The organism is Streptomyces thermodiastaticus, assembly GCF_014656135.1.
GTDB lineage: Bacteria > Actinomycetota > Actinomycetes > Streptomycetales > Streptomycetaceae > Streptomyces > Streptomyces thermodiastaticus.
This window is the reverse complement of the sequence record NZ_BNBV01000003.1, coordinates 178,669-205,410: the sequence shown is the minus strand read 5'-3', so window position 1 is coordinate 205,410 and position 26,742 is coordinate 178,669. Positions and strand designations below refer to the sequence as shown.

The 26,742-nt window shown below is 74.4% G+C and carries 23 protein-coding genes and 2 pseudogenes; 10 read left to right on the top strand and 15 right to left on the bottom strand.

Annotation, left to right across the window (positions count from 1 at the left end; genetic code table 11):
* Positions 1-40: 40 nt before the first annotated feature.
* Positions 41-889 carry an MHYT domain-containing protein gene (locus IE286_RS04500; protein ID WP_189795279.1) on the bottom strand — a complete coding sequence of 283 codons (849 nt, stop codon included), beginning with the start codon at positions 887-889 and terminating at the stop codon, positions 41-43.
* Positions 890-1,203: 314 nt separating this feature from the next.
* On the opposite strand from IE286_RS04500, the gene IE286_RS04495 reads away from it, so the two are divergent.
* The 3 genes from IE286_RS04495 (at position 1,204) to IE286_RS04485 (ending at position 4,258) form a co-directional block, all read left to right on the top strand.
* Positions 1,204-2,106: a glycerophosphodiester phosphodiesterase gene (locus IE286_RS04495; RefSeq protein ID WP_189795278.1), complete on the top strand. Its 903-nt coding sequence runs from the start codon at positions 1,204-1,206 to the stop codon at positions 2,104-2,106.
* Positions 2,107-2,372: 266 nt separating this feature from the next.
* The gene (locus IE286_RS04490) at positions 2,373-3,278 is read left to right on the top strand and encodes a pseudouridine-5'-phosphate glycosidase (RefSeq protein ID WP_189795277.1); all 906 of its coding nucleotides are present in this window, start codon (positions 2,373-2,375) and stop codon (positions 3,276-3,278) included.
* Positions 3,279-3,355: 77 nt separating this feature from the next.
* Positions 3,356-4,258: a carbohydrate kinase family protein gene (locus IE286_RS04485; RefSeq protein WP_189795435.1), complete on the top strand. Its 903-nt coding sequence runs from the start codon at positions 3,356-3,358 to the stop codon at positions 4,256-4,258.
* A gap of 231 nt (positions 4,259-4,489) precedes the next feature.
* On the opposite strand, the pseudogene IE286_RS04480 reads toward IE286_RS04485, so the two are convergent.
* Both IE286_RS04480 and IE286_RS04475 read right to left on the bottom strand, forming a co-directional pair.
* Positions 4,490-4,720 (bottom strand): annotated as a pseudogene (locus tag IE286_RS04480) (SAM-dependent methyltransferase); the annotation flags it as partial.
* Between the two features lie 12 nt (positions 4,721-4,732).
* Positions 4,733-5,380 carry a nucleoside/nucleotide kinase family protein gene (locus IE286_RS04475; RefSeq protein ID WP_189795276.1) on the bottom strand — a complete coding sequence of 216 codons (648 nt, stop codon included), beginning with the start codon at positions 5,378-5,380 and terminating at the stop codon, positions 4,733-4,735.
* A gap of 140 nt (positions 5,381-5,520) precedes the next feature.
* Here IE286_RS04475 and IE286_RS04470 point away from each other — a divergent pair, with 140 nt between their 5' ends.
* Positions 5,521-7,008: a glutamate synthase subunit beta gene (locus IE286_RS04470; protein WP_189795275.1), complete on the top strand. Its 1,488-nt coding sequence runs from the start codon at positions 5,521-5,523 to the stop codon at positions 7,006-7,008.
* A 156-nt stretch (positions 7,009-7,164) separates the two neighbouring features.
* Here IE286_RS04470 and IE286_RS04465 read toward each other — a convergent pair whose 3' ends face one another.
* The 3 genes from IE286_RS04465 to IE286_RS04455 form a co-directional block, all read right to left on the bottom strand.
* Positions 7,165-8,010, bottom strand: coding sequence for an SAM-dependent methyltransferase (locus tag IE286_RS04465; protein WP_189795274.1), 846 nt, complete (start codon positions 8,008-8,010; stop codon positions 7,165-7,167).
* A 91-nt stretch (positions 8,011-8,101) separates the two neighbouring features.
* A complete protein-coding gene (locus tag IE286_RS04460) occupies positions 8,102-8,383 on the bottom strand; it encodes a DUF397 domain-containing protein (RefSeq protein WP_189795273.1) in 282 nt (93 codons plus the stop codon).
* Positions 8,384-9,244, bottom strand: coding sequence for a Sco1979 family transcriptional regulator (locus IE286_RS04455; protein WP_189795272.1), 861 nt, complete (start codon positions 9,242-9,244; stop codon positions 8,384-8,386).
* A 263-nt stretch (positions 9,245-9,507) separates the two neighbouring features.
* Here IE286_RS04455 and IE286_RS27850 point away from each other — a divergent pair, with 263 nt between their 5' ends.
* The gene (locus tag IE286_RS27850; protein ID WP_372462489.1) at positions 9,508-10,392 is read left to right on the top strand and encodes an ATP-binding protein; all 885 of its coding nucleotides are present in this window, start codon (positions 9,508-9,510) and stop codon (positions 10,390-10,392) included.
* Entirely contained in the window at positions 10,383-10,859 is a 477-nt protein-coding gene (locus tag IE286_RS04445) for a hypothetical protein (protein ID WP_189795270.1), read from the top strand. Before IE286_RS27850 ends, IE286_RS04445 begins: the two co-directional genes overlap by 10 nt.
* Before the next feature lie 166 nt (positions 10,860-11,025).
* On the opposite strand, the pseudogene IE286_RS28020 reads toward IE286_RS04445, so the two are convergent.
* A pseudogene (locus IE286_RS28020) lies at positions 11,026-11,193 on the bottom strand (DUF8839 family protein); the annotation flags it as partial.
* A gap of 201 nt (positions 11,194-11,394) precedes the next feature.
* Positions 11,395-12,117, bottom strand: coding sequence for a uracil-DNA glycosylase (locus IE286_RS04440; RefSeq protein ID WP_189795269.1), 723 nt, complete (start codon positions 12,115-12,117; stop codon positions 11,395-11,397).
* A 122-nt stretch (positions 12,118-12,239) separates the two neighbouring features.
* Between IE286_RS04440 and IE286_RS04435 the strand changes: the two genes are divergently transcribed.
* Entirely contained in the window at positions 12,240-12,812 is a 573-nt protein-coding gene (locus IE286_RS04435; RefSeq protein ID WP_189795268.1) for an RNA-binding S4 domain-containing protein, read from the top strand.
* 75 nt (positions 12,813-12,887) lie between these two features.
* The gene (locus tag IE286_RS04430; protein ID WP_189795434.1) at positions 12,888-13,154 is read left to right on the top strand and encodes a DUF6343 family protein; all 267 of its coding nucleotides are present in this window, start codon (positions 12,888-12,890) and stop codon (positions 13,152-13,154) included.
* A 77-nt stretch (positions 13,155-13,231) separates the two neighbouring features.
* Here IE286_RS04430 and IE286_RS04425 read toward each other — a convergent pair whose 3' ends face one another.
* The 4 genes from IE286_RS04425 to rpsA all read right to left on the bottom strand — a co-directional run bounded on the left by IE286_RS04425 (position 13,232) and on the right by rpsA (position 16,998).
* Positions 13,232-13,612, bottom strand: a complete 381-nt coding sequence (locus IE286_RS04425; protein WP_189795267.1) for a tetratricopeptide repeat protein — start codon at positions 13,610-13,612, stop codon at positions 13,232-13,234.
* A 50-nt stretch (positions 13,613-13,662) separates the two neighbouring features.
* Entirely contained in the window at positions 13,663-14,331 is a 669-nt protein-coding gene (coaE, locus tag IE286_RS04420; RefSeq protein WP_189795266.1) for a dephospho-CoA kinase, read from the bottom strand.
* A 46-nt stretch (positions 14,332-14,377) separates the two neighbouring features.
* Positions 14,378-15,319, bottom strand: a complete 942-nt coding sequence (locus IE286_RS04415) for a proteasome assembly chaperone family protein (RefSeq protein WP_189795265.1) — start codon at positions 15,317-15,319, stop codon at positions 14,378-14,380.
* Positions 15,320-15,510: 191 nt separating this feature from the next.
* Complete coding sequence (gene rpsA, locus IE286_RS04410; protein WP_189795264.1) at positions 15,511-16,998, bottom strand: 30S ribosomal protein S1; 1,488 nt, start codon at positions 16,996-16,998, stop codon at positions 15,511-15,513.
* Between the two features lie 217 nt (positions 16,999-17,215).
* Between rpsA and IE286_RS04405 the strand changes: the two genes are divergently transcribed.
* Together IE286_RS04405 and hrpB are read left to right on the top strand one after the other, a co-directional pair.
* Positions 17,216-18,181, top strand: a complete 966-nt coding sequence (locus IE286_RS04405) for a class I SAM-dependent methyltransferase (RefSeq protein WP_229861943.1) — start codon at positions 17,216-17,218, stop codon at positions 18,179-18,181.
* A 73-nt stretch (positions 18,182-18,254) separates the two neighbouring features.
* Positions 18,255-20,873, top strand: coding sequence for an ATP-dependent helicase HrpB (hrpB, locus tag IE286_RS04400; protein ID WP_189795263.1), 2,619 nt, complete (start codon positions 18,255-18,257; stop codon positions 20,871-20,873).
* Between the two features lie 85 nt (positions 20,874-20,958).
* Here the strand turns inward: hrpB and IE286_RS04395 are convergent, their stop codons facing one another.
* From IE286_RS04395 to polA, 3 genes are all read right to left on the bottom strand, one after another.
* The gene (locus IE286_RS04395) at positions 20,959-22,827 is read right to left on the bottom strand and encodes a lytic transglycosylase domain-containing protein (protein WP_189795432.1); all 1,869 of its coding nucleotides are present in this window, start codon (positions 22,825-22,827) and stop codon (positions 20,959-20,961) included.
* A 459-nt stretch (positions 22,828-23,286) separates the two neighbouring features.
* Positions 23,287-23,790 (bottom strand): hypothetical protein, encoded by a 504-nt coding sequence (locus tag IE286_RS04390; RefSeq protein WP_189795262.1) that lies wholly within the window; start codon positions 23,788-23,790, stop codon positions 23,287-23,289.
* A gap of 140 nt (positions 23,791-23,930) precedes the next feature.
* Positions 23,931-26,657, bottom strand: coding sequence for a DNA polymerase I (gene polA, locus IE286_RS04385; RefSeq protein ID WP_189795261.1), 2,727 nt, complete (start codon positions 26,655-26,657; stop codon positions 23,931-23,933).
* Positions 26,658-26,742: the final 85 nt, after the last annotated feature.

The window sequence follows — 26,742 nt, the reverse complement described above, 5'->3', positions numbered from 1 at the left end:
CCGGAGGGGAGAGGACCTGCTCAGTGCTGCTGGGTCCCGCTCAGTGCTGCTTGGGGGTGTGCGGGCGGCGGGCGGAGGACGGGTACGGGTGGACGGCGGAGGGGGCGGCGAGCCGGGGCGCCGGCACGCCGGGTCTGCGGTCCACGGGGGTCCACTGGCCCCTGTTCGTGATCGTCAGCGGGTCGAGCAGCACCACGACGCCCGCCAGCAGCAGGAGGGCGAGCGGGCCGATCAGCAGGGGTGCGAGCAGGGCGGCTGGTGACTTCCCGGGCGCCGCGGCCGCACCGTGCACGTGCACGCTGACGGCGCCCATGCCCGCATAGTGCATGCCGCCGGCCGCGACCCCCATCACCAGGCTCGCGCCGACGCTCCACATCGGCCGTCCGGCCTTGCCGGCCGCCCACAGGGCGGCGGTCGACGCGGCCATCGCGACGAGGACGGAGGCGGCGACGGTGAGGGTGTTGTACTCGAACGTGCCGTCGAAGTGCATGCCGGCCATGCCCAGGTAGTGCATCGAGGCGATCCCGAGTCCTGTGATCGTGCCCCCGGTGAACAGCGCGGAGCCGGTCGCTCCGCGGTAGCCGACGATGAAGATCCCCACCCCGACCATGACGACGGCCAGAAGCAGGCTCGCGTACGTGGTCGGCCGGTCGTAGCGGATCGGGGCGCCGTCGATGGTGAAGCCCATCATCCCGATGAAATGCATCGTCCAGGCGCCGGAGCCGATGGCCGCCGCGCCGAGGGCGAGCCAGCCGGGGCGCCAGCTGCCGGGCACGCACAGGGCCCGTGTGGTGCAGCGCAGCCCGAGGGCCCCGCCGAGGCAGGCCATGAGATAGCCCACCAGCGGGGTGACGAGCCCGTAGCCGAAATCGTCGACCGTGCCGTGCATGCGCGGCTGCCTTTCCGCCCTGCGGCTGCCCTTCCGCCCTGATGAGTTCCGCGACGTGATGCCGTCGCCCCCGCTGACCGGCCGTTCCCCCATGAGCCTGGCTGACGCAGAGAGTACGACGTCCACCGAACGGGTCGAACGAGTTTCCGACAAAGAACCATGACGTGTCGCTGATGTGCGCCACCGGTGAGCGGGCGCGCGCCTGACCACCCGGCGCGCCCTCACGCGTACTCCACATCGTCACCCTGTGCTGTCATGGTGGTGCTCCGCGTCATCGCTCTGCGACATCGAGCACCGAGCACCGAGGAGCCCGTATGCACGTCCGCGCAGTGGCTGCCGCCGTCCCCGCTCTGCTGGCAGCGACGCTGCTGTCCCCCGCCGGGCCGGCCCGGGCGGCCGCGGCCCCGCAACGGCCCGAGCTGGTCGCCGGGGCCCCGCAGCGGCCGGTTGTCGTCGCTCACCGGGGCGCCAGTGCCTACGCCCCGGAGAACACCCTGCCCGCCGTCGACAAGGCGGCCGCGCTCGGCATCGGCTGGGTGGAGAACGACGTGCAGCGCACCAAGGACGGCGAACTGGTCGTCCTGCACGACGACACCCTGGTGCGCACCACGGACGCCGAGCAGGTCTTCCCGGACCGGGCGCCGTGGCGGGTCAGGGACTTCACCGCCGCCGAGATCGCGCGGCTGGACGCGGGCAGCTGGTTCTCCCCCGCCTTCGCGGGCACGCGTGTGCCGACGCTGCGGCAGTACCTGCGCCGGGCCGAGCGCGACCGCACGAGGCTGCTGCTGGAGGTGAAGCACCCCGAGCTGTACCCGGGCATCGAGCGGCAGATCCTCGACGTGCTGGGCAGCGAGGGCTGGCTCGACCGCCGCCACCTGTCCGGCCGGCTGATCGTGCAGAGCTTCAGTGCCGACAGCGTGCGCACCGTGCACGCCCTGCGGCCCGCGGTCGAGACCGCGTTCCTGGGCAGCCCTGCCACCGCGGACCTGCCCCGGTACGCGGCCTTCGCGGACGCGGTCAATCCCCAGGCCGGCGGCCTGTCCGCGGCGTACGTCTCCGCCGTCCACGCGCTGACCGGCCCGCACGGCAGGCCGCTGAGGGTGTTCACCTGGACGGTCGACAGCCCGTCCGTGGCCCGCACCGCGGCCGGGTACGGCGTGGACGGCATCATCTCCGACAAGCCGGACGTGGTGAGCGAGGCCCTGGACGCCGCCTGACCGGCCGGCTGCCCGTCTCCCCGGCTTCACTGTCCGCCCGCCTCCCGCATCGGCTTCTCTGCGTGCCCGCCTCCCGCAGGCCGCGGTGCGCGGCGCGTGCGTCCTGCGTGCGACCCGTGTGCGGAGCCGACGCATCCGCGTGCGACCCCTGTGCGGGCGGGCGCGCCCTGTGAGCACCGGGGCGCCGGTCCGCCGGGGTTTGCCTCCTGCCGCGGCCCGCCAGGGATGAGACGTCAGGCGCGAGAAGGAAGACGGGAGGCAGGCACGTGCTGGTGGTGTCCGACGAGGTACGGGAGGCGCTGGCCGGGCGCCGCCCCGTGGTGGCCCTGGAGTCCACGATCATCGCGCACGGGCTGCCGCGACCGCACAATCTGCGGGTGGCGCTTCAGCTGGAGGAGGCGGTCCGGCAGGGGGGCGCCGTACCGGCGACCATCGCGGTCCTGGACGGCCGGCCGCACATCGGCCTGGGCGAGGAGCAGCTGGAGCGGGTCGCGGGCGAGGACGGCATCCGCAAACTGGGCCACCGCGACCTGCCGCCGGCGGTGGCCGCGAAGGCGAGCGGGGCCACGACGGTGTCGGCCACAGCGCTGCTGGCGTCCCTGGCGGGCATCCGGGTCCTCGCTACGGGCGGACTGGGCGGGGTGCACCGCGAGTGGACGCAGACCCAGGACGAGTCCGCCGACCTGAGACTGCTGGCCCGCACCCGGATCACGGTGGTGTGCTCGGGCGTGAAGTCCATCCTCGACGTGCCGGCCACGCTGCAGCGCCTGGAGACGCTGGGGGTGACGGTGGCCGGTTACGGCACGGACCGCTTCCCTGGCTTCTACCTGACCGACTCGGGCCATCCGGTGGACTGGACGCTGACCACCCCCGAGGAGGTGGCCGAGGTCATGCGGGCGCAGAACGCGCTGCGCATGCCGGAGTCGGCGCTGATCGTCGCCCATCCCGTGCCGCCGGAGGAGCAGCTGGATCCGGGGCTGCACGCCCGTGTGCTCGCCGAGGCGCTCGACGCGTGCGCGGCACAGGGCGTGACGGGGCAGGCGGTCACCCCGTTCCTGCTCGACCACCTGGTGCGGCACACGGACGGCGCCGCGCTGCGCGCCAACGTGGCGGCCGTCCGCGGCAACGTACGGCTGGCGGCGCGGATCGCGACGGCGTGGGCCGGGAGGTGACCGCGCATCCGGCGGCCCCGTCCGCCACGCCGCCCGGTACGCACGCCGCCGGTGCGGGCGGGACGGAGGGCCGGGCGCTGCTGGTGGTCGGGGACGTGGTGACGGACGTCGTCGCGCTGCACCACGGCCCGCCCGCGCCCGGCACCGACTCGACCGCGGCGATCCGGCTGGTGCCCGGAGGCGCCGGGGCCAATGCGGCCTGCTGGGCGGCCCACCGGGGGTGTCCGGACGTGCGGCTGCTGGCCCGGGTGGGCGCGGACACGGCGTCCTGGCACGAGCGGGAACTGATCGCCTCGGGGGTGCGGCCCCGGCTGGTGCGGGATGCGGGGGCTCCGACCGGGACGGTGATCTGTCTGGTCGACGCGGCGGCCGCGGGCGAGCGCACGTTCCTCACCGACAGCGGGGCCTCGGTGCGGCTGGGGCCCGAGGACTTCGGCCAGGAGCTGCTGGACGGCGTGGGCCGGCTGCATCTGTCGGGGTATCTGCTGTTCTCCGCGCCGGGGCGGGCGCTGGTGGCCGCGGCGGTCGCCTCGGCCCGGGCCCTTCGCATCCCCGTCAGCCTGGACCCGGCGTCCGCGGGGTTCCTCTCCGCGCTGGGGGTGCGGCGGTTCCGGGAGCTGACGGAGGGGATGGACGTGCTGCTGCCCAGCGGCGCGGAGGCCTGCCTGCTGACGGGGCTGTCCGATCCGGCCCGCGCGGCGGCCCGGCTGAGCCGGCACGTTCCGCTGGTGGTGGTCACCCTGGGCGGCGACGGGGCGCTGGTGGCCCGCCACGGCGCCGTGGAGGCGCGGGTGCCCGCCGTGCCGGCGGTGGTCAGGGACACGACCGGCGCCGGTGACGCCTTCGCCGGGGCGTTCCTGGCCGCGCTGCTGGCGGGTGCCGGTGCCCGCGAGGCGGCGGCGGACGGCTGCCGGGCGGGCGCGCTGGCGGTGAGCCGGGTGGGTGCCCGGCCGCCGAAGGGTGCCGCACAGGGGGCGTAGGGCGTGGCGCCGGTGCCGGGAGGTCGCGCGGGCGCGGGGCGTACGGCCGGGTGCGGCGCGGCGGCGGTCCCGTGGGCCGGGCGGGACCGCCAGGACCCGCAGCGCGGCCCGAGGGGCATGCGTGTGAGTCCGGTCGCACGAGTCCCGTGTGCCCGGCACCGCCCGCGCCCGGCATCGCACGCGCGCCCGGCGTCGTCCGCGTGCCCACCACCGCCCGCGCGCCCGGCGGCGCTACGGCGTGTATCCCCAGGCGGAGATCATCGGTGCCGCGGCCAGGTCCATGGTGCCGGAGGCCACACGGGCCGGATGGCGGTCGATCTCCTCGTCCGTCGCCAGACCCACCGCGACGAGCCGGCCGCGGATCTGCCGGACCGTGGCCGACTCCAGGGCGGCGCAGGCCGGCGAGGCGACGGGGAAGCAGGCGTCGGCCTCGACCCGTCGCAGGCCGACGGCGCGCAGCACTCCCTCCGATGATCATTCACGAGCGGTCATGCCGTTCCACGCCGGGTGACGCGGGTCGTCGGCGCGCACCAGCACGTCCGCCATGCCGGCCGGGTCGGTCTCCGCCTCGTACCGTTCGAAGGCCGGCAGCGTCCAGTGGTCCGCCTCCGGGGTTCGGCGGCGCAGCGCGCCCGGGGAGAGGGCGATGTGGACGGTGAGGCCGAAGGGGAACCAGTGCCGCAGCAGCAGCGGGCCGTGCAGCAGCAGCACTCCGCCGGGCGGCAGCGGGACCCGCTCGCTGCGGGTCGACCGGTCGGTGGCCGCGTCGCGCAGGTCGGGCAGGACCCGGCCGTCGCCGCCGGGTTCCACCGGGCCGAACACCTCCCGCCACAGGGCTCCGGTGTCCAGCCAGCCGTCGTAGTAGGAGTCCACGTCCCGGTGACCGTGTTCCAGGCGGAGGGAGGCCGGACGCAGGAAACCGTCGGCGGCGACGACCAGCGCGGGGCGTCCGCGGACGCGCAGTGCCTCGCCGATCAGCGCGGCCAGGTCGCCCGTGCGGGCGGCGGGGGCGCCGTCGACGGCGAGGCGCGTCCGGGTACCGCCGTCGCCCGGCTCCAGGCCGAGCAGCCGGTCGGCCAGGAGGTCCGCGAGCCGTTCCCAGGTGATCGCTTCGAGTCGCACACGGCCATGATGCGCCAGGCCCCGGGGCGGCCCGCGGGCCGAGACCGCCCGCGGTCGCAGGTCCTGCGGGCCCGGGCGGGCCGTCGTATCGTGACCCAAGGAGCGTCGTCCGGGGACGCACGCAGGTGAGGGAGACGGCCATGGCCGATCCCAAAGGGTTCATGTCCACGCCGCGGCAGGAATGGCCGCGCAGGCCGGTGGACGAGCGCGTACGGGACTGGAACGAGGTGTACGTCCCGGGTGCGCTGCTGCCGATCATCAGCAAGCAGGCGGACCGCTGCATGGACTGCGGGATCCCGTTCTGCCACCACGCCTGCCCGCTGGGCAATCTGATCCCCGAGTGGAACGGCCTGGTGGCCCGCGGGGACTGGCGGGCGGCGAGCGACCGGCTGCACGCGACGAACAACTTCCCCGAGTTCACGGGCCGGTTGTGCCCGGCGCCGTGCGAGGCGGGATGCGTCCTGGCCATCAACCAGCCGGCCGTCACCATCAAGAACGTCGAGTGCGCCGTCGCCGACCGCGCGTGGGAGGACGGCTACGTCGCACCCTGCCCGCCGGAGCGGCTGTCGGACCGCACCGTCGCCGTGATCGGCTCGGGGCCGACCGGGCTCGCCGCGGCCCAGCAGCTGACTCGCGCCGGTCACACGGTGGTGGTGTACGAGCGGGACGACCGGATCGGCGGTCTGATGCGGTACGGGATCCCCGACTTCAAGATGGCCAAGCACCATCTGGACCGGCGTCTGGAGCAGATGGAGGCGGAGGGCACCAGGTTCCGTGCCTCCACGGTGGTGGGGCGGGACATCGGGGCGGACGAGCTGCGGGCGCGCTACGACGCCGTGGTGATCGCCACGGGGGCCACCGCGTGGCGCGAACTCGACGTGCCGGGACGGGAGCTGGCCGGGGTGCACCAGGCGATGGAGTATCTGCCGCCCGCGAACCGGGTGTGCGCGGGTGACCTGGAGGTCTCCCCGCTGTCCGCGGCGGGGCGACACGTTGTCATCGTCGGCGGCGGGGACACGGGGGCCGACTGCCTGGGGACGGCGGTGCGGGAGGGCGCCGCGTCCGTGACCCAGCTGGACATCTACGCCATGCCCGGCACGGAGCGCGACGACGAGACCGAGCCGTGGCCGACCTATCCGAAGATCTACCGGCTGTCGGCCGCGCACGAGGAGGCGGCCACGCTGTGGACCGCGCCGGCCGCGGACGCCGACGCGCGGCTGTTCGGGGCCTCCACACTGCGCCTCACCGGGGACGGCAGCGGGCATGTGCGCGAGCTGCACCTGGTCGAGGTGGACGCGCGGCGGCGCCCGCTGCCGGGCACCGACCGGACCCTGCCGGCCGATCTGGTGCTGCTCGCGCTGGGGTTCTCGGGGCCGGACCGGCGCGACGGGCTGATCGACCAGCTGGGGATCGAGCTGACGCCGGGCGGCACCATCGCCCGCGACGCCCACTTCGCCACGAACGTCCCCGGGGTGTTCGCGGCCGGGGACGCCGCCCGCGGGCAGTCGCTGATCGTGTGGGCGATCGCGGAGGGACGGGCGGTGGCCGCGGCGGTGGACCGGTACCTCATGGGCAGCTCGGAGCTGCCGGCACCGGTCGGGCCGTACGACCGGCCGATGAAGGTGTGAGGGCCGGCCGTCACCGGCGGGCCGTGCGTGCCCCGCAGCGGATCCCGCGGCGTGCGCCGGGCCCCGGGCCGCGCACGGACGGTGCGCGGACCGGGGCCCGGTGCGGCGCGGCTGCGGACGGTCAGGGCCTGCGGGATCAGGGCTGGGCTTGCGGGATCAGGGCTTGCGGGCCACCGCCCCGTAACCCGGGATGACCCCGTCGTCCTGTCCCGGCACCGGCTCGCCCAGTTCCGGGTGCCAGCGGTGCACCACCTCGACGCCGGGGTCCACCAGCTCCAGACCGTCGAAGAAGCGGGCGAACTCCTCGCGGGAGCGCAGCGCCAGGGTGACGCCGCCCGCCTTGAGCTTCTCCGTGGCCACCACCGACTCCTCGGGGGTGAAGTCGGCGGTGGCGTGGGTCATCACCAGGTAGCTGCCCGAGGGCAGGTCGGCGAGCAGCCGGCGCACCAGGTCGTGCGCGCCGTCCTCGTCGGTCACGAAGTGGAGCAGCGCGATCAGGGACAGCGCGACGGGCCGGGTCAGGTCCAGGGTCGTGCGGGCACCCTCGAGAATGGTGTCCGGGTCGCGGACGTCGGCCTGCAGGTAGTCGGTGGCTCCCTGCGGTGTGCCGTGCAGCAGGGCCGCCGCGTGCGCCAGCACGATGGGGTCGTTGTCGCAGTAGACGACGCGGGCGTCGGGTGCGACCTCCTGCGCGACCTGGTGCAGGTTCGGCTCCGTGGGGATGCCCGTGCCGATGTCGAGGAACTGCCGTATCCCCTGGCCGGCCAGCCAGCGGGTGGCGCGGTGCATGAACGCGCGGTTCACCTTGGCCATCACCGGCACGCGGGGTTCGAGGGCCAGCATCTGCCGGCCCAGCTCCTCGTCGACCGGGTAGTTGTCCTTGCCGCCCAGATACCAGTCGTACATCCGTGCGGGATGGGGCTTGCTGGTGTCGATGAGGACCGACGGGCCGGTGGGCCCGGCGATGTGGCCGTGGTCGAGCGGTGTGTCCTGCCCGGTCATAGAACGCTCCGTAAGGATGAGTCAGCTTGATGATCCATCAGAGTCCATGCGGAACTAGCCAATTGAGCATAAAAAGAAACACAGAGAAGAGTCAGGAGAGCAGGAAGTCGGCCACCCCCGCCTTGGCGCCCTCGATGAAGGCGGTCATCTCGTCGGTGGTGTAGATGAGCGCGGGGCCGTCCGGGTCGGTGGACTGGCGCACCGCGATCCGGCCGTCCGCCAGCTTCATCGCCTCCAGGCAGTTGCCTCCGTTGCCGCCGCTCCACGGCTTGTGCCAGCCCTCGTCGCCCAGTTCACGGGCGGGCATGCCGTTGTAGATCCGCACGCCGCGGGTATGCGGGCCGGGCGGCTGGGACGAGGTGGTGTGATCCATTCAGTACTCCTTGTGGAGATCCCGGAGGATCTCCTTGGTGCGTTGTGCCGTGGCGGCCAGCGCCGCCATGCGGTCCATGACCTCCAGGTGGGCGGCCACCTCGCTGCGCGCGTCCAGGTAGACGGCGCCGGTCAGGTACTCGCTGTAGACCATGTCCGGAAGTTCGGGCACGGCGAATCGGAACAGCACGAACGGCCCGTAGGTGCCGGGGTGGGGTCCCGAGGAGAACGGGGCGATCTGCAGCGTGACATTGGGCAGCTCGGCGGCTTCGAGCAGCCTGTCGATCTGCGCGCGCATCACCTCGGGGCCGCCGACGGGACGGCGCAGCACCGTCTCGTCGAGCACGGCCCAGAACCGGGGCGCGTCGGGGCGTGTGAGCAGTTCCTGCCGCTGCATGCGCAGCGCGACATGGCGCTCGATGTCCTCCGGACTGGTCTGGCCGACGGCCCCGGACGTGAGCACCCCCCGCGCGTACTCCTCGGTCTGCAGCAGACCGGGCACGAAGTGGGGTTCGTACGACCGGATGAGCGAGGCGGCACCCTCCAGGCTGACGTACATCGAGAACCAGCCGGGCAGGATGTCGTGGAACCGCTGCCACCAGCCGGGCCGGTTGGCCTCCTCCACCAGCTGCACGAAGACCTCGGCCTCGTCGTCGGGGACGCCGTAGGCCTTCAGCAGCAGCTGCACGTACGGGACCTTGAGGGCGACCTCGGCCGTCTCCATGCGCCGGACCGTGGCCGGAGCGACCCGCAGGACGCGAGCGGCCTCCTCCCGCTTGAGCCCGGCACGTTCCCGCAGATCGAGCAGGCGCCGGCCGAGCACGACCTGTCCGACGGTCGGCGCGGACCGCGGTTCGCTCACACTCCACCTCCATCTCGCCTGCGGACCCGGGAACAGCCGGACCGCACCGGCCCGTGAGACCGGCCGGCCCGGAGGACCCACAGCCCCGCGGCACCGGTGCGAAGGCCGGCTCGAAGACCCGCCGGATCCCCGGTGACCTCGGCCGGTGCCACGCACATGCTGTTGCGAGCAGTCTGCCACGCCCCTTCACTCCGTCGTGAAGCACTCTGCATTTTTCAGAGTGACCCTTGCCAAGTGTTTGTGACGGGGCGATAGTGGCAAGCGTGATTCCGTCCCCGCCCTTAGGAACAGCCGCCGCAGGTTCCCCCGCCTCCGGTGCCGCCACGGGAGCGAGCCCCGCGCGGGCCGTTGCCGAGCGCAGGTTCCGCTTCGAACTGGCCGCAGATCCGGGTTCCCCCGCCCAGGCCCGGCGGCTGACCAGATCCCGGCTCGCCATCTGGTCGGTCTGCGAGGACACCCGCGACACCGCGGCGCTGGTCGTCTCCGAGCTGGTCACCAATGCCGTCGTGCACACCGCGAGCCGGCGCGTGGTGTGCGAACTGCACGACACCGACGACCGGGTGCGCATCGCGGTGCACGACGAAGGCAGCGCGCCGGGGGATCCGAGCCCCTTCCCTCCGCGTCCGGAGGAGGAACACGGCAGGGGTCTGCTCCTCGTCGACGCGGTCTGTCACGCCTGGGGCGCGCAGCAGCACGGCTCCGGTCTTGTGGTGTGGGCCGAACTGCCGCGCGGCGGTGCGCCCGAGGCCCGCACGCAGCCCGAGGAGGAGGCGCGCGGGGACCTCGGCTGGGGCGCCCGTCCCAAGCCGCTGCCCGGCCCTCAGCCGGCCCGGGACGGCCAGGACGCCCCGCGGCGGGACACCACGGCGCCCGAGGGATGCCGGCCGCGCCCCGACGACGGCCGGCCGCACACCGGCGCGCGCCGCACGGCGCCTCTTCCCGGCGCACGGCAGGCGCAGCCGGGCGTGCCGCACGCACCCCAAGGAGCACGGACGGTACCGCACATGAGGCTTCGTCAACCGCAGCTGACGCCGCGCCAGTCGCCCAAGGGCCTGCCGCAGCCGTCCGGTGCCGTGGCACGGCCGCCGCGCACACCGCAGCCGGCGGCTCCGGGCCGCATACCGGGAGCGGGGGCCTCATGGCTGTGAGCGGCTCTTCCGGCTCCGGCCCGGTACGCAGCCTCGACACCCTCGTCCGCCTGGGCCGCCGGACCCATGTGTCCGACGCGCCCGGAGGATCCGGCACGGCCGGCGTGTCGTGCCGGCTGTCCCTGCCCGAGGACATGACGCTCCCGCTGGGCTGCGACGCGGTGTCGGCACCGGCCCGCATCGGGCCCCAGCTGCTGCCCCGGCTGCCCCGCGTGGGCTGTGTCTACGCCGACGCGACCACCTGGTGGTGGATCGTGCCGGCCGACTCCGACTACGCGCTCCCGTGGCCCGCCCCGGCGCACTACGTGACCGGCGCGGTGCTGCCCGGCGTGGCCCCGGACCGGCCGCCGGCCCTCATCCACCGGCCGGACGGCACCGTTCCGTACACCCCGCCGATTCCGCTCTATCTGGCGCTGTGCCGGGTGACGGGCACCACCCCGGCGTGGTCCCGCCCGGTCAGCGTCTAGCGTCTGCACCACCCGGCGGGGCCCCTGCACAGGCCTCGCTCGCCCAAGGGCCGGGGCCACGTGTCCCGCGCCCTCTCCCCCTCCGCGCCCCGGACGGTCTGTGCGGCCGCCGGGTGCGCGAGGGCCGCACCGGCGCCCGGCCGCCCCGTCGGACGGCGGGGCCGGCGCCGTTGTCTCCGCTGCGCACGAACACCAGGAACGTGTCCGTCGCCAGGTCCGTCACGACCTCGGCGGGCAGCCCCTCCTGACGCCGCGCACGCGCGAACTCCTGTGCCTGCCACGACCCGCGCGGGCCGCCCGCGGGGAACCGTTCGACCACCGTCCGCCCGTCCACCCTGCGTCTCCATCCGGCCCCGTGCCGCAAGCCGTCAACCGTCCGGCACGGGCGACGGCCCCCTCCTGTGCCGGTGCCGGGACCCGGTCGACACGCGTTCACCGCCGGTGACGCGGCCCGGCTCACACCACCGGAGCGGCCGGCCGGCGGGCACCCCCCGGCCAGGGGCACGGGACGTGCGCGTGCCCGCGCAGCGCGGTCTCACTCCCCCTGGCCGCTCGGGGAGTCCACCACGGGCAGTCCCGCCGTCCGGGCCGCCGTGCGCAGGACGTCCCGGAGCATCGCGGGAGTGAGCCGGCCGGTGAAGGTGTTGCGCTGGCTGACGTGGAAGCAGCCGAAGAGGTCGAGGCCGTCCAGTCGCACATGGGCGCCGTGCGCGAAGGCGGGGCGGGGCCGGGGCACCGTCCAGCCGGCCTCGGCGAACGCGGGCAGCGCGGCCTGCCAGCCGAAGGCACCGAGCACCACCGCGGCCCGCAGCCCGGGCCGCAGCAGCCGCAGCTCCTGCACCAGCCAGGGCCGGCAGGTGTCGCGCTCGCGGGGCGCCGGCTTGTTGGCGGGCGGGGCGCAGTGCACCGGTGCGGTGACCCGCACGCCGTACAGGTGCAGGCCGTCGTCCCGGTGCACGGAGGCCGGCTGCGAGGCCAGCCCGATGTCGTACAGCGCCTGGTACAGCACGTCGCCGGAGCGGTCCCCGGTGAACATGCGGCCGGTGCGGTTGCCGCCGTGCGCGGCCGGGGCGAGCCCCACGATCAGCAGACGGGCGTCCGGCGGCCCGAACCCCGGCACCGGGCGCCCCCAGTACGGCTGGTCGGCGAAGGCCGCACGTCTGGTCCTGGCCACCTCCTCGCGCCAGGCCACGAGCCGCGGGCAGGCCCGGCACTGCGTGATCCGCCGGTCGAGGGCCGCCAGGCCGCTGGAGTCCATGCCTCCACCGTACGGTCCCGCGGTGCGGGAACGCGGCGACGGTGCCCTCGCCCGCGGCCGCGCGCGGCCCGCACGCGGCCGGCCGTCCGGTGCGGCGCCGCGGAGAGACTAAGGTCATAGCCATGGCAGTGGAGGACGACGAGCGCGACATGGACCGTGACCGGGACGCCGGCAAGGCCGCCGGAGCCGAGCCGTCCGCCGCCGCGGACCCCAAGATCGCCGCGGCCGTGGCCGCCGCGGAGGCGGCCGCCCCGGCGAACGGCGAGACGGTGCGGATCGACAGCTGGATCTGGGCGGTACGGCTGGTCAAGACCCGTTCCATCGGCGCCACCGCCTGCCGCGGCGGACACGTCCGGGTGAACGGCGAGCGGGTCAAGCCCGCCCACGCGGTGCGGGTCGGGGACGAGGTGCGCCTGCGGCACGAGGGCCGGGAGCGGATCGTCGTCGTCACCCGGCTGATCCGCAAGCGGGTGGGCGCCCCGGTGGCCGCCCAGTGCTACATCGACAACTCCCCGCCGCCCCCGCCCCGCGAGGCCGTCGCCTCCATCGGGGTGCGCGACCGCGGCGCCGGCCGCCCCACCAAGCGCGACCGCCGCGAGCTGGAACGCCTGCGCGGCCTCACCGGCATGCCCGGCCTGGGCGCCGGAGGCCGGGAGGGGTCCGTCCGGTCGAAGGGCCGCACGCGCGGCCGGTGAACCCCGGTCGGCCGTCGCCCCTTTTGCCCGTTTCCTCGCTGCGCGAGTACGGTGCGAGAAGGAGCGGTGATGGCCATGCGGACAGGCAGCGAACCGAGGACCGCGCGCAGTGCACTGCGGGCACGGCTGTGGCTGAGCGTGTGGGGGATGGCGTGGGTGATCGCCGCCCTCGTGGTGTTCGTGCTGCTCGGCCACCCGGGCTGGGCGGCGGCGTGCGGGGTGCTGTTGCTGCTGATGGCTGTGGACTTCGCCGTGGTCGTGCGCCACATCCGGCAGGGCCCGCACTTCCAGCCGGGCCGGGACGTCCCCCCGTACGAGCCGCCGGAGAACAAGGGCCGGTAGCGGCGGGCGGGCGGGGGCGGACGGTGCGCCCGGGTGGTGGGCGGGAGCCTCGGCATTCTGGCGAGGGCCTCGGCGTCTTACGTGTCGAACTTGGCCCGTTGCAGGTACTCGGGGTTGGGGTCCAGCGCCGCGGCGAGCCGGAAATGGCGCCGGGCCTGGTCGGGGCGGCCCTGCCGCTCGTAGGTCCGGCCGAGCGCGAAGTGCGCGTAGGCGTTGTCCGGCTCCCGTTCCAGCACGATGCTGAACTCGAGTTCCGCCGGTCTGAGCTGCGCCGCGGCGAAGAAGGCGCGCGCCCGCAGCAGGCGGGCGGCGGTGTTCTCGGGGTGCGCGGCGATGACCGAGTCGAGCAGCCTCACCGCGCCCCGCGGGTCCCGCGCGGCCAGCAGACGCTCGGCGGCGCGAAAATCTATGACATGCGTCTCCGGAGTACCTCCGGTGGAACCGCTGGAGTCGGGCACGACACAGTCCTTCCCTCACTGGGGCGTTTCAACGCCTGTGCAGGGCAGAGCTATTCCTGGGGCTCCTGCCCGGGCGCCCCTTCGGTGGCCTCCGGCTTGCGGGACCGCGCGGCCGGGGCGGCGGCGTGCGCCCGGCGCGTGAGGTCCTCCCACACCTCGCGCACTCGCCGGCGCAGCTGCTCCAGCGGGACGTCGTTGTCGATGACGATGTCCGCGATCTTCCGGCGTTCCTCTCGGGTGGCCTGGGCGGCCATCCGGGCGCGCGCGTCCTCCTCGGTCATGCCCCGCAGCCGCACCAGACGGTCGAGCTGCGTCTCGGGCGCCACGTCCACCACGACGACCACGTCGTACAGCGGGGCCAGGCCGTTCTCCGTCAGCAGGGGGACGTCGTGGACCACGACGGCGTCCTCGGCTGCGGCCTGTTCCAGCTCGCGGGAGCGGGCGCCGACCAGCGGGTGGACGATCGAGTTCAGCAGGGCGAGCTTCTCCGGGTCGCCGAAGACGATCGCGCCGAGCCGGGGCCGGTCCAGGGAGCCGTCGGGGGCGAGGACCTCCGGGCCGAACGCCTCCACGACCGCCGTCAGACCGGGCGTGCCCGGGGCGACGACCTCGCGCGCGACGCGGTCGGCGTCGATCAGGACCGCCCCGCACTCCACGAGCATCCGGGACACCTCGCTCTTGCCGGCTCCGATACCGCCGGTCAGGCCTACCTTCAGCATGAGCGGCAGCTTAGATCCCACAGGTGCGGGCGGCCCCCGGCGGGCGTCAGTTGTCGCCGCCCTCCCGCTCGGCCAGGAACCGCTCGAACTCGCGGCCGAGCTCCTCGGCGGAGGGGATCTCCAGGGGTTCGGCGAGCATGTTGCCGCGGGTCTGCGCCCCGGCCGCTGCGTCGTACTGGTGCTCCAGGCCCTGGACGAGGGCGGTGAGTTCCTCGTCTCCCTCGCGGATCTGGCGGTCGATCTCCGTCTGCGTGCGGTGGGCGTCGCTGCGCAGCGCGTGGGCGACGGTCGGCAGGACCAGGCCGGTGGCGGCGGTGATCGCCTCCAGGGCGGTCAGGGCGGCGTCCGGGTAGGGCGAGCGGGCGATGTAGTGCGGCACGTGCGCGGCCACGCCCAGGACGTCGTGCCCCGCCTCCATCAGGCGGTACTCCAGCAGGCCCTCGGCGCTGCCCGGCACCTGGGCCTCCTCGAAGGGGCTGCGGTGACCGGGGACGAGGTCGCTCCGGTTGCCGTGCGGGGTCAGGCCGACCGGCCGGGTGTGCGGGACGCCCATGGGGATGCCGTGCACGTTCACCGACAGGCGCACCCCGAGCCGCTCCACGATCTGCAGCACGCCCGCGACGAAGCGCTCCCACTCCACGTCGGGCTCCGGGCCGGACAGCAGCAGGAACGGCGCGCCGGTGGTGTCCTGCAGCAGGCGCACCTCGATGGCGGGCACCTCGTAGTCGGTCCAGCGGTCGCGCCGGAAGGTCAGCAGGGGACGCCGGGCCCGGTAGTCCACGAGCCGGTCGTGGTCGAAACGCGCCACGAGCTGGTGGGGCAGCGAACCGAGGAGCCGCTCGACGATCTGACCCCCGGTCTCGCCGGCGTCGATGTAGCCGTCGAAGTGGTACAGCATGACCAGGCCGGCCGATTCCTGGGCGAGCGCCATGTCGACGACCGACAGGCCCTTCGGCTCCCATGCGTACAAACCCTGCGGATCAAGCACTGTGAACGCCCCTCCTTGTGTTCGTACGAGTACAACGAGGCGCGGCCAACGGGCATTCCCGCGCGCATCCGGGACGCCGGCGACCTCGTGAGGTGTCCGTGTCCTGTGTACCGGAACGGCCGTGGCCCGCACCGTTCGGGGTGCGGGCCACGGCCGTCAGCCTCGGGCCGGGAAGGGCCCTGCGGTGAGCGTCAGCTCTGTCCGCCGGCCAGCTTCTCGCGCAGGGCGGCCAGGGCCTCGTCGGAGGCCAGGGCGCCGGAGTTGTCGCCGCCCTCGGAGGAGTACGAGCCGCCGGACGCCTGAGCGGCGGCGTCGCCACCCTCGGCGGCGGCAGCAGCGTCCGCCTCGCGGGACTTGATGACCTGGGCCTGGTGCGCCTCGAACCGGGCCTGGGCCTCGGCGTACTGGCGCTCCCACTCCTCGCGCTGCTTCTCGTAGCCCGGCAGCCAGTCGTTGGTCTCCGGGTCGAAGCCCTCGGGGTAGATGTAGTTGCCCTGGTCGTCGTAGGACGCGGCCATGCCGTACAGGGTCGGGTCGAACTCGACCGCCAGCGGGTCGGCACCGAAGGACTCGTTGGCCTGCTTCAGCGAGAGGCTGATGCGACGGCGCTCGAGGTCGATGTCGATGACCTTGACGAAGATCTCGTCATTGACCTGGACGACCTGCTCGGGGATCTCCACGTGGCGCTCGGCCAGCTCGGAGATGTGGACCAGACCCTCGATGCCCTCGTCCACGCGGACGAACGCACCGAACGGCACCAGCTTGGTGACCTTGCCGGGCACGACCTGGCCGATCTGGTGGGTGCGGGCGAACTGCTGCCACGGGTCTTCCTGGGTCGCCTTCAGCGACAGGGAGACACGCTCGCGGTCCATGTCGACGTCGAGGACCTCGACGGTGACCTCCTGGCCCACCTCGACGACCTCGGACGGGTGGTCGATGTGCTTCCAGGACAGCTCCGAGACGTGGACCAGACCGTCGACGCCGCCGAGGTCCACGAAGGCACCGAAGTTGACGATCGAGGAGACCACACCGGAGCGCACCTGACCCTTCTGCAGGGTCGTGAGGAACGTCTGACGGACCTCGGACTGGGTCTGCTCCAGCCAGGCACGGCGGGAGAGGACCACGTTGTTGCGGTTCTTGTCCAGCTCGATGATCTTCGCCTCGAGCTCCTTGCCGACGTACGGCTGGAGGTCGCGGACACGGCGCATCTCGACCAGGGAGGCCGGGAGGAAGCCGCGGAGGCCGATGTCGAGGATGAGACCACCCTTGACGACCTCGATGACGGTACCGGTGACGATGCCGTCCTCTTCCTTGATCTTCTCGATGGTGCCCCAGGCACGCTCGTACTGGGCGCGCTTCTTCGAGAGGATCAGGCGGCCTTCCTTGTCCTCCTTCTGGAGGACAAGGGCCTCGATCTCGTCACCGACGGCGACGACCTCGTTCGGGTCGACGTCGTGCTTGATCGAGAGCTCGCGGCTCGGGATGACACCTTCGGTCTTGTACCCGATGTCGAGCAGGACCTCGTCCCGGTCGACCTTCACGATGACGCCGTCGACGATGTCGCCGTCGTTGAAGTACTTGATCGTCTCGTCGATCGCTGCGAGGAAGGCTTCCTCGTTACCGATGTCGTTGACCGCTACCTGAGGGGTGGTCGCGGTGGTCTCGGTGCTGCTCGTCATGTGGGAAAGGGCTCCGGTACGGACATTGAAGTCGTAGGTACTGCTTACGCCGGAGCCCGTTTCGCTCTGTAGAAGCCGGACAGCCAAGGAAGCGCCACCAAGGGCGGCGCCTCGACAACCGAGGGGACAACAACAGATGCGAGCGCAGCCTGCTCCGTCCGAGGCGCGCAGGCCCGCAGCGCAACTTGTAGCATACGGGGGCAGGCGGGCATGGTCAATGCGCGAAGCCGCACACCCAGGGCAGATCACCGCATATGCGGCACACACCCTGTCTCCGCCCGGCGTCCGGCACGGGCGTCGGCGCCCGTCGCGGCGCTCCGCCCGGCGGGCTGGACGGAAGAGTACGACGAGGGAGCGGATCATCCAAGAGCGGGAGACGGGCGCTGCCGCGCCCGAGCCGGAGGCCACGCGGCGCGCGGCCGGTGTCACGGAGAGCGTCCGGGCCAACCGGGGCTGGTGGGACCGCAACGCCGACGAGTACCAGACCGAGCACGGCACGTTTCTCGGCGACGACCGGTTCGTGTGGTGCCCCGAGGGCCTGGACGAGGTGGAGGCCGAGCTGCTCGGCCCGGTGGAGGAGCTGAAAGGCAAGGACGTCCTGGAGGTCGGCGCCGGTGCCGCCCAGTGCTCGCGCTGGCTGGCCGCGCAGGGCGCCCGCCCGGTGGCCCTGGACCTCTCGCACCGCCAGCTGCAGCACGCGCTGCGCATCGGCGGCTGTTTCCCCCTGGTGTGCGCCGACGCCGGCGCGCTGCCCTTCGCGGACGGCTCCTTCGACCTGGCCTGCTCCGCGTACGGGGCGCTGCCCTTCGTCGCCGACCCACGGCTGGTGCTGCGGGAGGTGCACCGGGTGCTGCGGTCGGGCGGGCGGTTCGTGTTCTCGGTGACGCACCCGGTCCGCTGGGCCTTCCCCGACGAGCCCGGCCCCGAGGGGCTGAGCGTGTCCGCCTCCTACTTCGACCGCACGCCGTACGTGGAGCAGGACGAGGAGGGCAACGCCGTCTACGTGGAGCACCACCGCACGCTCGGCGACCGGGTCCGGGACGTGGTGGCCTCGGGCTTCCGCCTGGTGGACCTGGTGGAGCCGGAGTGGCCGGACTGGAACACCTCCGAGTGGGGCGGCTGGTCCCCGCTGCGCGGGCATCTGATCCCGGGGACGGCGATCTTCGTCTGCGTCCGGGACTGACGGCTCCGCGGGGCGGGGGCGCCGGCGCGGGGTGCCGTCCGCCCCGGCCGGCGCGGTGAGGACACTGGAGGGCGTGATCCGTGACGACGCCCTGGACGCGCTGCCGGTGCGCGACGCCCTGCCCGCTCTGCACGACGCCCTCGACGGCCACGGGACCGCGGTCCTCGTGGCGCCGCCCGGTACCGGCAAGACCACCCTGGTGCCGCTCGCCCTGGCCGGCCTGCTGGGCGGGGCGGGCCCGGCCCGGCGGGTGGTGGTGGCCGAGCCGCGGCGGATCGCGGCACGGGCGGCGGCCCGCCGGATGGCGTGGCTGCTGGGCGAGGAGACCGGAGCGAGCGTCGGCTACGCCGTCCGCGGGGAGCGGGTGACCGGGCCGCGCACCCGCGTGGAGGTCCTCACCACCGGCGTGCTGGTGCAGCGCCTGCAGCGCGACCCGGAACTGGCGGGCGTGGACGTGATGCTGCTGGACGAGTGCCACGAGCGGCACCTGGACGCGGACACGGCGGCGGCCTTCCTGTGGGACGTACGGCAGACGCTGCGGCCCGAGCTGCGTCTGGTGGCCGCGTCGGCGACCACGGACGCGGAGGGCTGGGCGCGGCTGCTCGGCGGCGCCCCGGTGGTCGAGGCGCACGGGCCGTCGCATCCGGTGGACGTCGTGTGGGCGCCGCCGCCGCGCCCGGTGCGGCCGCCGCACGGCATGCGGGTGGACCCGGCGCTGCTGGCGCACGTGGTGTCGGTGGTGCGGCGCGCGCTCGCCGAGCGGACCGGGGACGTGCTGTGCTTCCTGCCCGGTGTGGGCGAGATCGAGCGGGTCGCGGGGCAGCTGGGGGACCTCGGCGAGGTGGAGGTGCTCCGGGTGCACGGGCGTGCTCCGGCGGCCGTGCAGGACGCCGTGCTGGCGCCGGGGCGGCGCCGCCGGGTGGTGCTCGCCACCTCCGTGGCGGAGTCGTCGCTGACGGTGCCCGGAGTGCGGGTGGTGGTCGACTCGGGGCTGGCGCGGGAACCGCGGGTGGACCACGCGCGCGGGCTGAGCGCGCTGACCACGGTCCGGGCCTCGCGGGCGTCGGCGAGGCAGCGGGCCGGACGGGCCGGCCGCGAGGCGCCGGGCACGGTGTACCGGTGCTGGGACCAGGCGGAGGACGGCCTGCTGCCGCGGTTCCCCGCTCCGGAGATCAAGGTGGCCGACCTGACCGCGTTCGCCCTGCAGGCGGCCTGCTGGGGCGATCCCGATGCCTCCGGGCTCGCGCTGCTGGACGCCCCGCCGGGCGGTGCGATGGCGGCGGCGCGGACGGTGCTGGCCGCGGTGGGCGCGGTGGACGCCTCCGGGCGGGCCACCGAGCGGGGCGTGCGGCTGGCCCGTCTGGGCGTGCACCCGCGGCTGGGCCGGGCCCTGCTGGACGCCTCCGCCCGTCTGGGCGACGCCGGTGCGGTCGCCGAGGTCGTCGCCCTGCTCAGCGAGGAGGTGCCGCGCGAGTACGGGGACGATCTCGCCGCGGCGCTGCGGGCCGTCCGCCGGGCCGGCCGGGCGCCGGACGAGGAGACCGGGGCGGGCCGCGACGCGCGCCGGGGCGGCGGGCGCGACGGCTACCCCGTGCGGTGGCGGGCCGAGGTGCGGCGGCTGCGGGCCGCCGCGACCGCCGGCGCCGGAGCACCGGCCGACGGGACGCGGACCGGGGACGGCCCCGGTCCCGGGCAGGACGCCGGCGCACCGCTGTCCGGCGACCGGCTCGTCGGGCTGGTCACCGCGCTGGCCTTCCCGGAGCGGGTGGCCCGGCTCGACGGCGGCTCGTATCTCATGGTGTCCGGGACGCGCGCCGAGCTGCCCGAGGACTCCGCGCTGCGCGGCTCCCCCTGGATCGCGGTCGCGGTGGCCGACCGGCCGGCCGGCGTCCGGCACGCCCGGGTGCGGCTCGCCGCGGCCGTCGACGAGAACGTCGCCCGGCTCGCGGCGCGGGCCCTGCACGAGGAGCGGGACGAGGTGCACTGGGCCGGCGGCGACGTGGTGGCGCGGCGGGTCGAGCGGCTGGGGGCGGTGGAGCTGGCGGTGCGCCCGTCGGCCGGGGGCGATGCGGCCCGGGTCCGCGAGGCGCTGCTGGACGGGCTGCGGCAGGAGGGGCTCGGGCTGCTGCGGTGGACGGCGGACGCCGTGACGCTGCGCCGGCGGCTGGCCTTCCTGCACCACCGGCTCGGCGAGCCCTGGCCCGCCGTGGACGACGAGGCGCTGCTGGCGCGTGCGGAGGAGTGGCTGGAGCCGGAGCTGAGCCGGGCCCGGCGCCGCGCGGACCTGGCCCGGATCGACGCCGGGCAGGCGCTGGCGCGGCTGCTGCCCTGGGCGTCGGGCGAGGCGGCGCGGCTGGACGAGCTGGCCCCGGAGCGGATCACCGTGCCCAGCGGGTCCCGCATCCGTCTCGACTACACCGATCCCGGGCAGCCGGTGCTCGCCGTGAAGCTGCAGGAGATGTTCGGCCTGCGGGACACCCCGGTCGTCGCCGGGGTGCCCGTGCTGGTGCATCTGCTCTCCCCCGCCGGGCGGCCCGCCGCCGTCACCGCCGACCTGGCCTCCTTCTGGCAGGACGGCTACCGGGCGGTGCGGGCCGAGCTGCGGGGGCGGTATCCCCGGCATCCCTGGCCCGAGGACCCGGCGACCGCCGAGCCGACCCGGCACACCAACGCCCGGCTCCGGCGCTCCTGACGGCCGCCGAGGGCTCCCGCCGCCGCGGGGCCCGTCCGGCGGCGGCGTGCCCTGCGGGCGGACGGCGCGACTTTCCGGACACGCCCTAAGCGGCCGGCGACGGGGAGGCGGCGGGCGACGCCTCGGCGGAGGTGCCCGGCCTGGGCTCGGCGGAGGTGCCGGGTGCGGGCTCGGACGAGGTGCCCGGTGAGGGGTCGGCGGAGTCACCGCCGGCGACCTTCAGCTCCACCGTGAGCGCCGCGCCGCCGGCAGTGGTGATGCGCAGCAGGAAGGTGCCGGTGGTGTCGTCCGCGTACAGCTTCGGCAGCTTCAGCAGGCCCTGGTCGTCGGTCCGCAGGTCCTTCAGGGTGCGCACGGGCGTGCCGTCGGCGTCCTTGAAGTAGGGGCCCTTGTCGTTCTCGGCCGGGTCGTCGGCGGACTTCACGAGCGTGGCGGTGACCGCGACCCGGTCCGCGGGCGCACCTCGGTAGGTCGCCTTCACCTCGACCTGCTCGACGAACGCGCCGCCCGGGGTGCAGATCAGCGCGGTGTCGCCGGTGCGGACCAGGGTGTCGGCGGCGCGTTCGGTGACAGTGGCCTTGTACTCGGGGCCGGGGACGGTGCGGCCGACGAGGGCGGTGCGCACGGTGACCTCACCGGTCTGCTCGCCCGCCCGCAGCGCCGGGGCCTCGGCGACTCCGGAGCCGTCGGTGAGGACGGTGGCGACCTTCTCGCCGCCCGCGAAGGTGGTGTCGGTGTCGCCGGTGATCACGAAGCGGACCCGGACCTTGGCGACGCCTTCGCCGTCCTCGGTCTCGGCCCGGGTGCGGATCCGCTGGGCGAAGGTGTCGCCGGCCATGGCGGTGAGCTCGCCGGTGTCCACGTCCGCGAGGTGGTGCACCCGGTCGGTGGGCGTGGCCGGCGGGGTCTGGCCCGTGCCGCCGCTGCCGCTGCCGTTTCCGCTGCCGGTGCCGGGCGCCGTGCCCGAGTCGCCCGGTGCGGTGCCGTCCTTGCCGTCCTGACCCTCCTGCCCCTGCTTGCCGTCCTGGCTGTCCTTGCCCTCCTTGCCGCCGTCGCCGTCGTGGCGCGGCCGGGGGCTCGCCGGCGGCGCGGAGGGCGTGGGGGACGACGATCCGCGGTGGGTGCCGGTGCCGTCGCTGCGCCCGGAGGGCAGCGGGCCGGTGCCGTCCGGGATGGTGTGGGTGCCCTTGCGGTAGTACTCCAGCCAGGACAGGACGGTGTGCAGGTAGTCCTGGGAGCTGTTGTAGCTGAGGATCGCCCGGGCGAGGTCGTCCGGGTCGGACAGGTCCCAGCCGTTGCGGCACAGGTAGTGGCCCGCGGCGAGCGCGGCGTCGTAGATGTTGTCGGGGTCCTTCGCGCCGTCGCCGTTGCCGTCGCGGCCCGCCCATGCCCAGGTGGAGGGGATGAACTGCATGGGGCCGACCGCGCGGTCGTAGGTGGTGTCGCCGTCCCAGGCACCGTGGTCGGTGTCGGGGATGCGGGCGAAACCGTTGCCGTCGAGGACCGGTCCGAGGATCTTCGAGGTCGTGGTGCCCTCGGCGTCGACGCGGCCACCGCGGGCCTGACCGGACTCCACCTTGCCGATGGCGGCGAGGAGTTCCCAGGGCAGGTTGCATCCGGGCTGGGCGGCGCGCAGTTCGGCCGCGGCCTTCTTGTAGGCGTCGAGCACGGTCGCGGGTATGCCCGCCTCGGACGGGGTGTGCGGAATCGTGGCCTCGGCGTCCGGCGCGGGGCTCGCGGTGCTCAGCGGCGGAAGGTCCGTCCAGTACGGCGAGTTGCCGGTGGCGGCGCCGTCGCCGTCGGTGGGGAGGCCGGTGTCGGTGGCGGTGGGTCTGTCCTGGCCGTCGACCGTGGTGACGGGAGCCTGGGAGGCGGTGAGAGCCGCGACCGCCGCTGCGGCCACGGCCGTGGTGGCCGCTCCCTTGTACAGCCTCCTGCCGAAGTACGCCGCCATGAAGTGAACCCCTCCCATGGACGTCCGAGCGTCCTGCTGTGCTGTCTGCCCGCCCTGTTGTGACGGTCGACCCGCGACACAGGTTGCCCTCGTGAGGACATACAGGTGTACGACGCACGTGACCCTACGACAGCTTCCTTTGCGCCGGGAGTCGTTGGTGCCCGGATGTCACCGGTCCGTCGTGTGCTGTCGGGCGGACGGCACCGAGTGCGGCAAGCGGGAGAGGGGAGGTCGATGCAGCCGTGCGAGGGCAATGTGACGGGGGCCTGACGGAGGGTCACGGATGCGGCGTGGCACGCCGTGGGCTTGCTGCCGGCCGGACGGCCGGCTGCGGACGGCGGGCGCTTCCCCCTGGCGTCCGCGCGGAGGACCAGAATGCCCGGCACGACCGGTGGGGGCAGTGCGGCGAGTGCCGCGCCGGGCGGCAGCAGAGCCCCCGGCCGCCCGGAAAGGCGCGGCTCACCGGTCCCTGAGGCCCGGCGGGTTCCGGTCGTCCCGGCGCCGGTCGGGGCGTGTGCCGTGCCGCTGCGAGCGGGGGCGGTCGTCGTGGGGCCGGCGGTCGTCGCGGCCCGGCCCGCCCGCGGGAGCGGGCTGGTCCTGCCGGTGCGGGCCCGGGTCGCGGCCGGACCGGCCGCCCGGGCTCTCGGCAGGCTGGGGAACGGCCGCGACGAAGACGGTGAAGGTGCGTGCGGGGGCCGGCCGCAACGGCAGCCCCTCCAGGGCGAGCGCGACATAGCCGCGGGCCAGGTCGGCCCACACGCGCCAGGGGCACGGTTCACCGGGTGCGAGACGGCGGCTCAGGCCGGTCACCGCGCGGCGTACGGCGGTGGCGGGACCGACGGGGATACGGGCGGTGCTTGCGCCGGCCGCGAAAGCCGGGACCGGCGAGGCCGGTGCGGCGGGGGCCGCTCCGACGGCCGCCCGGGACACCGCCGGCCGGTGGTTGAGCATGCGTATACCCATGCCCGCATCCTGGCGGGCGCCAAGGGCGCGTGCGCCCGGGCGGGGGCCGCCGGAGTGACGTCCCGGCGCGGTGCACGGGCCGGACGGGGGAACGGCACCGGGCCCGTGGACCCGCCCGCTCCCCGTCCCGCCGGGGATGCTCAGTGCGCGGCCGACTCCCAGTCCGGGCCGACGCCCACCGACACGTCCAGCGGTGCCCGCAGCCGCACGGCGCCGGTCATCTCGCGGCGGACGATCTCCTCGACCGCGGCCCGCTCGCCGGGGGCGATCTCCAGGACGATCTCGTCATGGACCTGGAGCAGCATGCGGGAACGCAGGCCGGCCTCGCGCAGCGCCCCGTCCACCTTCAGCATGGCGATCTTGACGATGTCCGCGGCCGTGCCCTGGATGGGCGCGTTCAGGGCCATGCGTTCGGCCGCCTCGCGGCGCTGGCGGTTGTCGCTGTTGAGGTCGGGCAGATAGCGGCGGCGTCCGAAGAGGGTCGCCGTGTAGCCGGTCGCGCGGGCCTCGTCGACGACCCGGCGCAGGTAGTCCCGGACCCCGCCGAACCGCTCGAAGTACGCCTCCATCAGGGCTCGTGCCTCGGCGGCGTCGATGTTCAGCTGCTGGGACAGGCCGAAGGCCGACAGCCCGTAGGCCAGGCCGTACGACATCGCCTTGATCTTGCGACGCATCTCGGCGTCCACCGCGGAACGGGCCACGCCGAAGACCTGGGAGGCCGCCGTGGTGTGCAGGTCCTCGCCGGAGGTGAACGCCTGGATCAGGCCCTCGTCCTCGGACAGGTGCGCCATCACACGCAGCTCGATCTGGCTGTAGTCGGCGGTCATCAGGGACTCGTAGCCCTCGCCGACCACGAACCCGCGGCGGATGGCCCGGCCCTCGTCGGTGCGCACCGGGATGTTCTGCAGGTTGGGGTCGGTGGAGGACAGCCGTCCGGTCGCCGCGACGGTCTGGTTGAAGGTGGTGTGGATCCGGCCGTCGGCCGCGATGGTCTTGATCAGCCCCTCGACCGTGACGCGGAGCTTGGCCTGCTCACGGTGGCGCAGCATGATCACCGGCAGCTCGTTGTCGGTCTGCGTGGCCAGCCAGGCCAGCGCGTCGGCGTCGGTGGTGTAGCCGGTCTTGGTCTTCTTGGTCTTCGGCAGGTTCAGCTCGCCGAAGAGAACCTCCTGCAGCTGCTTGGGCGAGCCGAGGTTGAACTCGTGCCCGGCGGCCGCGTGGGCCTCCTTGACGGCCTGCTGCACCGCGCCCGCGAACGTCTGCTCCATCGCCTCCAGGTGGGCGCGGTCCGCGGCGATGCCGTGCCGCTCCATGCGGGCCAGCAGCGCCGAGGTGGGCAGCTCCATGTCGCGCAGCAGACCGGCGGCGCCGACCTCCTCCAGCCGGGCCTCGAAGGCCGTGGCGAGGTCGACGATCGCGCGGGCCTGGAGCATCAGCGCGTCCGCCTGGGCGGCCTCGTCCGCGCCGAAAGCGAGCTGGCCGTCGGCCTGGGCGGCGGGCGTCAGCTCGCGGTGCAGGTACTCCAGGGACAGCGCGTCCAGGTCGAAGGAGCGGCGGCCCGGCTTGACCAGGTAGGCGGCCAGCGCGGTGTCCATGGTGACGCCCTCGATGCTCCAGCCGTGCTCGGCGAAGACCCGCATCGCGCTCTTGGCGTCGTGGAAGGTCTTGGGCCGGGCGGCGTCGGCCAGCCAGGCGGCCAGCGCCCGCTCGTCGGCCTCGTCCAGCTCGGAGGGGTCGAACCAGGCGGCCGGTCCCTCCGCGGTGGCGAGCGCGATCTCGCCGACCGAGCCGGTGCCCAGGGCCCAGGTGGCGACCGTGGCCACGCCCAGCGGCCCGGTGCCGTGCTCGGCGAGCCAGCCGGCCAGCTCGCCGGTGCTCAGCACGGTGCCGTCCACCTCGACGCCGTCCGCCGCGATCGGCGTGGCCTCGGCCTCCTCGGCGCCGGGGTCGACGGCGAAGAGCCGCTCGCGCAGCGACGGGTTGCGGATCTCCAGGCCGTCCAGGAAGACGGCGACGGCCTTGCGGTCGTAGGGGGCGCGGGCGAGGTCGGCGACCGTCTTCGGCAGCGGGACGGTGCGCTCCAGTTCGGTCAGGCGGCGGTTGAGCTTGACGGCCTCCAGGTGGTCGCGGAGGTTCTGCCCGGCCTTGCCCTTGACCTCCTCGGCCCGCTCGACCAGCTCGGCGAAGGACCCGAACTGCTTGATCCACTTCGCGGCCGTCTTCTCGCCGACGCCCGGGATGCCCGGCAGGTTGTCCGACGGGTCGCCGCGCAGCGCCGCGAAGTCCGGGTACTGGGCGGGGGTCAGCCCGTACTTCTCGACGACCTTCTCCGGGGTGAACCGGGTCAGCTCGGACACGCCCCGGGTCGGGTACAGCACCGTGGTGTGCTCGGAGACCAGCTGGAAGGAGTCGCGGTCGCCGGTGACGATGAGCACCTCGAAGCCCTCGGCCTCGGCCTGGGTGGCGAGGGTGGCGATGATGTCGTCCGCCTCGTACCCCTCGACGGCGAAGCGCGGGGCGTGCATCGCGTCGAGCAGCTCGCCGATCAGCTCCACCTGCCCCTTGAACTCGTCCGGGGTCTTGGAGCGGTTCGCCTTGTACTCGGTGAACTCCTGCGAGCGCCAGGTCTTGCGGGAGACGTCGAAGGCCACCGCGAAGTGCGTGGGCGCCTCGTCGCGCAGCGTGTTGGCCAGCATCGAGGCGAAGCCGTAGATCGCGTTCGTCGGCTGGCCCGTCGCGGTGGTGAAGTTCTCCGCGGGCAGCGCGAAGAACGCCCGGTAGGCGAGCGAGTGCCCGTCCATGAGCATCAGCCGGGGACGGGTGCCGCCCTGGGTCGTGTCGGTCTTCTTCGATGCTGTCTCTGCCACGTCCCCGATCCTGCCACGCCCCACTGACAGCGCGGACCGCGCGCCCCGGGGGCCGCCGGCGCGCGCCGCCTCGAGAGGGGCCGGT